Annotated in this window: 5 protein-coding genes, 2 tRNA genes and 2 rRNA genes (1 of these 9 cut by a window edge); 7 read left to right on the forward strand and 2 right to left on the reverse strand. The window is 43.0% G+C overall.

What is annotated here, in order from left to right; all coding sequences use genetic code 11:
* Positions 1–130: 130 nt before the first annotated feature.
* Together AC2D3N_RS07370 and AC2D3N_RS07375 are read right to left on the reverse strand one after the other, a co-directional pair.
* A complete protein-coding gene (locus tag AC2D3N_RS07370; RefSeq protein WP_079679037.1) occupies positions 131–622 on the reverse strand; it encodes a 2Fe-2S iron-sulfur cluster-binding protein in 492 nt (163 codons plus the stop codon).
* A 183-nt stretch (positions 623–805) separates the two neighbouring features.
* Positions 806–1,111, reverse strand: a complete 306-nt coding sequence (locus AC2D3N_RS07375) for a hypothetical protein (RefSeq protein WP_079679035.1) — start codon at positions 1,109–1,111, stop codon at positions 806–808.
* A 107-nt stretch (positions 1,112–1,218) separates the two neighbouring features.
* Here AC2D3N_RS07375 and AC2D3N_RS07380 point away from each other — a divergent pair, with 107 nt between their 5' ends.
* The 7 genes from AC2D3N_RS07380 to AC2D3N_RS07410 all read left to right on the forward strand — a co-directional run.
* The gene (locus AC2D3N_RS07380) at positions 1,219–3,156 is read left to right on the forward strand and encodes a serine/threonine-protein kinase (protein ID WP_079679033.1); all 1,938 of its coding nucleotides are present in this window, start codon (positions 1,219–1,221) and stop codon (positions 3,154–3,156) included.
* Positions 3,153–4,883 (forward strand): hypothetical protein, encoded by a 1,731-nt coding sequence (locus AC2D3N_RS07385; protein WP_484693228.1) that lies wholly within the window; start codon positions 3,153–3,155, stop codon positions 4,881–4,883. Before AC2D3N_RS07380 ends, AC2D3N_RS07385 begins: the two co-directional genes overlap by 4 nt.
* 92 nt (positions 4,884–4,975) lie before the next feature.
* Positions 4,976–5,662: a GvpL/GvpF family gas vesicle protein gene (locus AC2D3N_RS07390; protein ID WP_484693229.1), complete on the forward strand. Its 687-nt coding sequence runs from the start codon at positions 4,976–4,978 to the stop codon at positions 5,660–5,662.
* Positions 5,663–6,003: 341 nt separating this feature from the next.
* Positions 6,004–7,494 (forward strand): 16S ribosomal RNA (locus AC2D3N_RS07395).
* Between the two features lie 118 nt (positions 7,495–7,612).
* Positions 7,613–7,686: transfer RNA gene (locus AC2D3N_RS07400), tRNA-Ile, on the forward strand.
* 13 nt (positions 7,687–7,699) lie between these two features.
* Positions 7,700–7,772 (forward strand) — tRNA-Ala (locus AC2D3N_RS07405).
* A 210-nt stretch (positions 7,773–7,982) separates the two neighbouring features.
* A 23S ribosomal RNA gene (locus AC2D3N_RS07410) occupies positions 7,983–8,916 on the forward strand; it runs 1,953 nt beyond the window's last position.
* The 16S and 23S rRNA genes sit together here with 2 tRNA genes alongside, the layout of an rRNA operon.

The raw sequence follows: 8,916 nt of genomic DNA on the forward strand, positions 1-8,916 counted from the left end.
CAACAGGGAGAAAAAGACATCACTGTCTATGTCAGTGAACAGCTAAGGATTGAAACAAGCTATTAACTTTCAACTCTTATACTGATAACGGTTGACTGATAACTGATAACTGATAACTGATAACTGTTTATTATTCATCTTTAGCATTCCGAGTTCGAGCTAAATATTCGCCCACTTGTAAACGAGTTTCTTTCAATTGATTCAGAATTGATCGAGTGATTAGTTTTCCAGTTTCAACCACAACTTGCCCAGTAATCGGATGCAGAAGTTCTTGTTCGGCTCGTCGCCCGACTAATGATTCTATATCTTCGATGGCATCAATATACATCCCAGAGGGTAATTCGACAACAATACCCTCCCCAAGAACATGAGCTTGACACGCCAAACGGGAATTGGGTTTAGCCGTTGTGATCACTTCCAAAGTTCTTTGTTCACGACGGCTGACTTTAGATAAACCATCCATGCCATCCTTAATAAAAACATGGCAGGTGGCACACATTCCCCGCCCCCCGCATTCTTTTAGGACGTGAAGTTCCTTAGTCATTAATGCCGAAAGCAAGTTAGAATTAGTCTTAACTGCCATTTCTTCCGCAATCGGTTCTAGTCGAAGTATTTTAGCCATTTGTAGTAAAAATTAGATTAGATAATCAATAGATCGCAAACAATGTAGATTGCACAAGTTAGCAGTTAGATTCAAGATTTCAGGGACATTAACATCCCATTATTGCGGCACATTGACACTTTCAGTATCCTTAGACACGCCTATTTTCTATCTCCCCTGTTATTTTCATAACAAATTTAGGCCTCAAGAACGATGAAGTTGAGCATTAGGCTCTTGCACCCAAATTGCATAACCTTTTGGAGTTTTGGTAATGACGGTGCTGTCTCCGACCTTTCCCAGTTTAGCAACGATTTCTAACGTTTTCTCAGCATCCTCTACCGCCTTAAAAAAACTGTAGTATTCCTGATCAACACAAACCGCAGCAATAGGTTGATCCAAATCCGGCACCTTGATCCGACAAGTGCGATATTGGTTTTGAGATTGAATGATTTTAGTTGGGGCTGGCCCTGTAACTGGTGTTGTAGAGTCTGATTCAACGGTCGAAAACATAAACACCCCTGGTCGCTGGATAAGGTTAATTTGTCAGTAATGCCCATATTTTAGGTATACTTCAATACTATCGGCAATAGCATTAACGAGGTGGTCTAAAATACACCATGCAGGCTTCTCGATACCGAATTTTAGGGTTAGTAGGACAAGGCCAGTTTGGTAAAGTTTACTGTGCTAGCGATCGCCGTACGGGACAACTGGTCGCGCTCAAAGAACTTAGTCATCAAAACGCCCCTACTCACCAATTTTTGCAAGAACTATGGTTTATTATCAGTTTACAACATCCTAATATCGCTGCTTGTTTAGGTCTTGAACATATCCAGACCGGACGCTATTTAGTCATGGAGTATTGTGAAGGAGGAACACTACGTCATCTTGTCGAACAACAAAACTCCCTACGTCTACAAGAAGCATTAGACCTGATCATCGGCGTTTTAGAGGGTTTAGACTACGCCCATCAACGGGGTATTATTCACTGTGATATTAAACCTGAAAATATCCTACTCACCCTCAAATCCCAAGGGTGGCAGCCAAAATTATCAGACTTTGGCATTGCTCGCCGTCTTCCCCTGGCTGGAAAACTGTCCCCTTCAGAAAGGCCCTCCACTTTTACCGGAGGATCTCCTGCTTACATGGCTCCAGAACGATTTTATGGCATTTATTCCCCTAGATCAGATATTTATGCGGTGGGGGTTGTCTTATTTGAACTATTAGTAGGGGATCGCCCCTTTCATGGCTTACCCGGTGAGTTGATGTCAGCCCACTTAAATCAACGGTTGCAGATCCCGACAGAAATTCCTGAAGCCCTAAAAACAATCATTCAAAAAGCCCTAGAAAAACTCCCAGCCCGTCGCTACAAAACCGCAGCAGAGATGGTAGAAGCATTGCGAAAAGCCATAGTTAATCCTCAAATTCAAAGTCTGGCTGACTCTATTATTTTGGGAAAACTTCCCGATGTCCCCGAAGACGAACAATTCTCCAAAGTTCGGGTTTCTAATTTGACTCTATCAGTTGATCATTCTATTCCGTTACCTGCGGTGGGAAATTCCAAATTCCCCTTAAATTGTATTACTAATTTTCCCTATCTTTACACAGGGTTTGGTCAAACATTAAAAATTTGGTCTCCCCCCAATAATTCTTCTCCGTCGCTTGAAGAAACTCAGGTTATTGCTCAAGCTCCAATTCATTTTCCCGAACCGATTTTAGCAATGCAAATGATGGGAAATGGGTGTTGTGTAATGACCAAAAATAAAATTTATTATGCAACTAATTTTCAAGACAATCCTCAATCTTTATTGAATTTAAGTGGGATTCAATCTCGTACATCTAATCATCAGGAATCACAAAACTCTGATCAAGTTAAAGCGGAAAAAAACAATCCTTTAACTCCTTTAAATCTAGCCTCATATAAAGATTTGTTATACAGAGTTGCCATTGAACCAAAGGGTGGTTATATGGCTTTAGCCTTTTCGGGACAATTGCGATTTTATTCCCTCACCGATAAACAGGGTTCTCCCGCTTTAAAACTGATTAAAAAATTATCTCTTTCTGTTCCTCAAATTCCAGAACTTATATTTTTAGACCGGAGATATTTACTCGGAGTTTGGCTAAACTTCAAACAAAAAAACTGCAATATGCTCAGGGTTTATACCCGCCGCGGAACCCCTATTGGCAACCTTAAATTATTCATTCCTTTAAAACAAATTATTCCCACTCCTCAACCCTATACTGTATTGGGTATTGGATGCGATGATCAACCTCAGCTTATTCTTTTACACTTAAAGCCCTTAAGTATTATTCGCATCTCTTTAAGCTCTCCACCCATAATCGCTTGCGCTACCTCTTGGGGATATGTTATAGCGGATCAACAGGGAAAATACACCTTCTTGAATTTAGAAGGAAAATTTTTAGGAGATTACCTTGGCCCAGTTAATTCTCAAGCCATAACTTCCTGGGGAAAAACAGGTTTAGCAATTCTTACCGCTTCCGAACCCCAGAGTTACCTACATTTTGTAAAATCTATTAATCTTGAGCAAGACCTATGAATAACAATCCATTAATAGGATCAATTGATTCCATAGAAGTTACGACAATAAATACTATCGAAAAATCATCGACAACTCAACCTCAAAACTTAGATGATTTTCTCGATCAAACCCTAATTAAATTTATTGATTCAGTTTCCTTTAATTCTATCTCTCACTCTCCTGAAATTCCCGCTAATTTAGTCCAAGCCATGCAAGAATTGATTCAAATTATTGCCCATTTGCGATCGCCTAATGGAGCCTGGCCAAGCAATTTACCCCCAACCCCTGAAAACCTAATTCCTTATGTTATAGAAGAAGTTTCTGAAGTTTTAACAGCTTATCAAGCTCACTCTGTTTCTACATCGGAGATTTTTCCTAATTCATCAGATCAGAAAGACTCAAATATTCAACCCCCAGTTATTTTATTTCTTAGTACATTAGTTCCTCAATTATTATGGAATTTATCACAGACTTCCTATCAATTTATGCGACTATTGACTGGAATTAATGCTGAAATTTTATTACCTAATCAAGATTGGACACCCGGAAAATTAAGATTAGTTGCCAGTTTAATCATTAAAACAGAGGATCTACAGAATTCAATCGATCTGGCAACCAGTTTTTTCCCTCCTCCTTTTATTCCGACTGAAGCCTATGTTCAATCTAATGAATGTTCCCTATGTCAGCATCCTTTAGAAGTTCAATCTTTGTTAACACAAATTACCCATCATATTCAAGATAATTTTAATCAGATTGATTTTTTGACTGATCCCGTAAATACTGAAATTATTTATCCTAAAAGTCAATGGGAACCAAGTCAAATCCATATAAAAATGGGATTTCAATTCATTTCTGATCCTGAAACATCAGAAGTTAGTCCCTTTTGTTATTCGTTAGAAAATGACCAAAAAAATGACCAAAAAGACGAAGAATTTTTTATCCCTACACCGATTCAAGATGTTGAATATTCGATCTTAGCTTCCGTTTCTCAAGCGTCTTTATTAAAAACACAAATTCGACTCACTGACCCAGGCATCATTCAACCTTATATTCAGAACCAAATTCAAAATTATGGTTTACACTGGCTTAAACAACAAAAACAATCCCATAATCTGAACCTTTCCGCCGAAACCATCTCAACCCCCGATCTTCAAGCCAAACAGTCCTCTTTAATCGACTTAATTCAAATTGCAGATGAATTAGTTGATATTATTTATAGTCCCCAATCTCCTTCCAGTTTGATGCGTCTTCAACCTGAAATGCCACTAATAGAATTATCCCTAAGATTACTATGGCAGATGGTTAAAAGCAATTATAATATTATGCAACTTATTAGTGGAATTAAAGTCAAAGTCCTACAACCTGGATTAGTTTGGCAAACCGGACACCTGAGATTATTAGCAGTTTTAAATGCAGAATTTCCCAACGATTCTTGGGAAGTAGATATTGCCAGTAGCCAACCGCTCAAATTTGACGTAAATCTCCTTATCCCTAACTCGATTATCCAGTCAGATAGCCATGAATGGTGTCGATTTCCTCAATTAATAGAATTTTTAAAACTGCAAATCATTAATTTATTAGAAACTACCCCTGAACTTAAAAGTTGGATCAAAGGAGTCAAAATAGATTGGGATAATTCCCCTGAAAATTTAAAACTATCTATTCCTTGGAAATCTGGATTTGCTCAACTTAGCTTTGATTTTGAATGGATTCCCGATCAGTTATCAGTAAAAAATCAGTTTTAAGTCGTTTCTGATCAACAATGATTCTGAAACAATTAAGACTTAATTTATAATCATTAACTTTCAAATTAAACTCTTACACACTGATAACCTAAATGTATACCTATGCTTTTTTCAAAACACCCACATCACCCCTTAAACTACCTTCTGGGATTAGGGGTTGTTTAGAAATTATCAGTTTTCAAGGATTATCCGCCTTAGTAGAACCTGAATTAAAAGCTCAAGACCTTCCAGATACCGATGAACAATTAATACAAGCCGTTTTAATTCATGATCAAATTATCCGTTCTGTTTTTGAACAAATCACCCTCTTACCGCTACGCTTCGGAATTTGTTTTCGTTCTACCATCGCACTTTCCGAGCATTTAGCCCGGCATCAACAGGACTATTTACAAAAACTAGAGCAATTCCAAGGGAAGACCGAGTATTGTTTACAAGGCATTCCCCTCGAACCCACTCCAGTTCGTACTCCCCCCAACCCCATAAACTCATTCTCCCAGGGAGGACGAGAATACTTTTTAGCCAAAAAACAACTCCATCAGCTTCAAATCGACCATCAGCAGCAGCAAGCCCAGGAATGGCAACAGCTAGTTAACACCATTAGCCAAACCTACACAGAAATCCATTTCGCCCAGAGTCAACCCAACCGAGAACGCATATATATATTGACTCACCGAACCCAATCGCCCCAACTTCAAGAGAAACTCGAACAATGGCAAAATCAATCCCCCCATTGGCAATTAACCCTTGGGGATGCCATACCCCCCTATCATTTTCTATAAACACAACTTTGAATGGCTTACCTGGAACAATATTCGTCCCTGCCATCTACATTGTTAAAGGGTGAGTCGTCTAAAAGGCTGATTATAGAAGGGATTCCCACACAAGGAAAAAAAGATGGAAAAAAGGGTTGACAAACCCTAGGAGGTTAGATATATTGGTAAATGCGCTCGAGAAACGAAAGCGACGAGGGCGCACCGAACCTAGAAAAAAGAATACGTTTGAAAGTCGAATTTACAAACTCCTAGTCAAAAAAACTAACAGAGGAGTCAACTGTAAAGTTGGTGAATCAAAAATAACATGACTAATTAAATTAGTCAAGATAAGAGCTAACAGATTCTTCAAAATGGAGAGTTTGATCCTGGCTCAGGATGAACGCTGGCGGTCTGCTTAACACATGCAAGTCGAACGGAATCCCTCGGGATTTAGTGGCGGACGGGTGAGTAACACGTAAGAACCTGCCTCTAGGACGGGGACAACAGTTGGAAACGACTGCTAAACCCGGATGAGCCGAAAGGTAAAAGATTTATCGCCTAGAGAGGGGCTTGCGTCTGATTAGCTAGTTGGTAAGGTAAAGGCTTACCAAGGCGACGATCAGTAGCTGGTCTGAGAGGATGATCAGCCACACTGGGACTGAGACACGGCCCAGACTCCTACGGGAGGCAGCAGTGGGGAATTTTCCGCAATGGGCGAAAGCCTGACGGAGCAAGACCGCGTGGGGGAGGAAGGTTCTTGGATTGTCAACCCCTTTTCTCAGGGAAGAACTCAATGACGGTACCTGAGGAAAAAGCATCGGCTAACTCCGTGCCAGCAGCCGCGGTAATACGGGGGATGCAAGCGTTATCCGGAATGATTGGGCGTAAAGAGTCCGTAGGTAGTCAATCAAGTCTGCTGTTAAAGAGCGAGGCTTAACTTCGTAAAGGCAGTGGAAACTGTAAGACTAGAGTGTAGTAGGGGCAGAGGGAATTCCTGGTGTAGCGGTGAAATGCGTAGAGATCAGGAAGAACACCGGTGGCGAAGGCGCTCTGCTGGGCTATAACTGACACTGAGGGACGAAAGCTAGGGGAGCGAATGGGATTAGATACCCCAGTAGTCCTAGCGGTAAACGATGGAAACTAGGTGTGGCCTGTATCGACCCGGGCCGTGCCGAAGCTAACGCGTTAAGTTTCCCGCCTGGGGAGTACGCACGCAAGTGTGAAACTCAAAGGAATTGACGGGGGCCCGCACAAGCGGTGGAGTATGTGGTTTAATTCGATGCAACGCGAAGAACCTTACCAGGACTTGACATCTCTGGAATCCTGCTGAAAGGTGGGAGTGCCGAAAGGAACCAGAAGACAGGTGCTGCATGGCTGTCGTCAGCTCGTGTCGTGAGATGTTGGGTTAAGTCCCGCAACGAGCGCAACCCTCGTCGTTAGTTGCCATCATTAAGTTGGGAACTCTAGCGAGACTGCCGGTGACAAACCGGAGGAAGGTGAGGATGACGTCAAGTCAGCATGGCCCTTACGTCCTGGGCGACACACGTACTACAATGCGAGGGACAGAGAGCAGCCAACCCGCGAGGGAGAGCGAACCTCTTAAACCCTGGCACAGTTCAGATTGCAGGCTGCAACTCGCCTGCATGAAGGAGGAATCGCTAGTAATCGCAGGTCAGCATACTGCGGTGAATCCGTTCCCGGGCCTTGTACACACCGCCCGTCACACCATGGAAGTGAGCCACGCCCGAAGTCATTACTCTAACCCGTAAGGGGGGAGGGTGCCGAAGGCGGGGTTGATGACTGGGGTGAAGTCGTAACAAGGTAGCCGTACCGGAAGGTGTGGCTGGATCACCTCCTTTTAGGGAGACCTACTTTTGAGTTGAGTGTTGAATCCAACAAATATAGCACCCTCAAAAGTCATCCCAGGTCGTACTAGGAAAAAAGAGACTTTCAAACGTATTTTAAAGTTCGGAAAAAGGGCTATTAGCTCAGGTGGTTAGAGCGCACCCCTGATAAGGGTGAGGTCCCTGGTTCAAGTCCAGGATGGCCCACCTAAACCAATGTGGGGGTATAGCTCAGTTGGTAGAGCGCTGCCTTTGCAAGGCAGATGTCAGCGGTTCGAGTCCGCTTACCTCCACTGAAAATATTCCTAGAACAAATCAGCACTACAGCTTTCCGACAAGAAAGAGTAAATGCTGGGAAAAGTTCCAGCCAGAACCTTGAAAACTGCATAGAAGAATCAAAAGGGATCAAATTAATGAAACCAGAACCGGGAATAAGAAACCCGGAAAAGTTCTGGTGTTCAGGAGTTCGGAAACGAACAGAAAATCTCTGAAAAAGAGAAAGTGGTCAAGATAGAAAGGGCTGACGGTGGAAACCTTGGCACACAGAGGCGAAGAAGGACGTGGCGACCGACGATAAACTCCGGGGAGCTGGAAGCGAGCAATGAGCCGGAGGTGTCCGAATGGGGCAACCCAAAAACAGCCCACCGAATCAAATAAGTGGGCATGAGCGAACCGGGCGAACTGAAACATCTTAGTAGCCCGAGGAAAAGAAAGCAAAAGCGATTTCCCGAGTAGTGGTGAGCGAAAGGGAAACAGCCTAAACCAACAGGTTTACCTGTTGGGGTAGTGGGACAGCGACACTGGACTTAGAGAGTTAGACAAAGCAGATGAAACCTGCACCAGAGAGGGTGAAAGTCCCGTAGTCGAAAACTCAAAGAGCCTAGCTGAATCCCGAGTAGCACGGAGCCCGTGAAAGTCCGTGTGAATCCGCCTCGACCACGAGGTAAGGCTAAATACTCCTGTGTGACCGATAGAGAAACAGTACCGTGAGGGAAAGGTGAAAAGAACCCCGGAAGGGGAGTGAAATAGAACCTGAAACCGTCAGCTTACAAGCAGTGGGAGTCCGATTCAACGGATGACCGCGTGCCTGTTGAAGCATGAGCCGGCGAGTTAAAGGCAATGGCAGGTTAAGACAGAAAATGTCGCAGCCCAAGCGAAAGCGAGTCTGAAGAGGGCGAAGAAGTCATTGTTTTTAGACCCGAACCCGGGTGATCTAACCATGTCCAGGATGAAGCTTGGGTAAAACCAATTGAAGGTCCGAACCGACCGATGTTGAAAAATCGGCGGATGAGGTGTGGTTAGGGGTGAAATGCCAATCGAACCCGGAGCTAGCTGGTTCTCCCCGAAATGTGTTGAGGCACAGCGGTTGTGGAAAAATCTGGGGGGTAAAGCACTGTTTCGGTGCGGGCTGCGAGAGCGGTACCAAATCGAGACAAA

It is taken from the genome of Planktothrix sp. PLAVEN19ND (assembly GCF_057220675.1).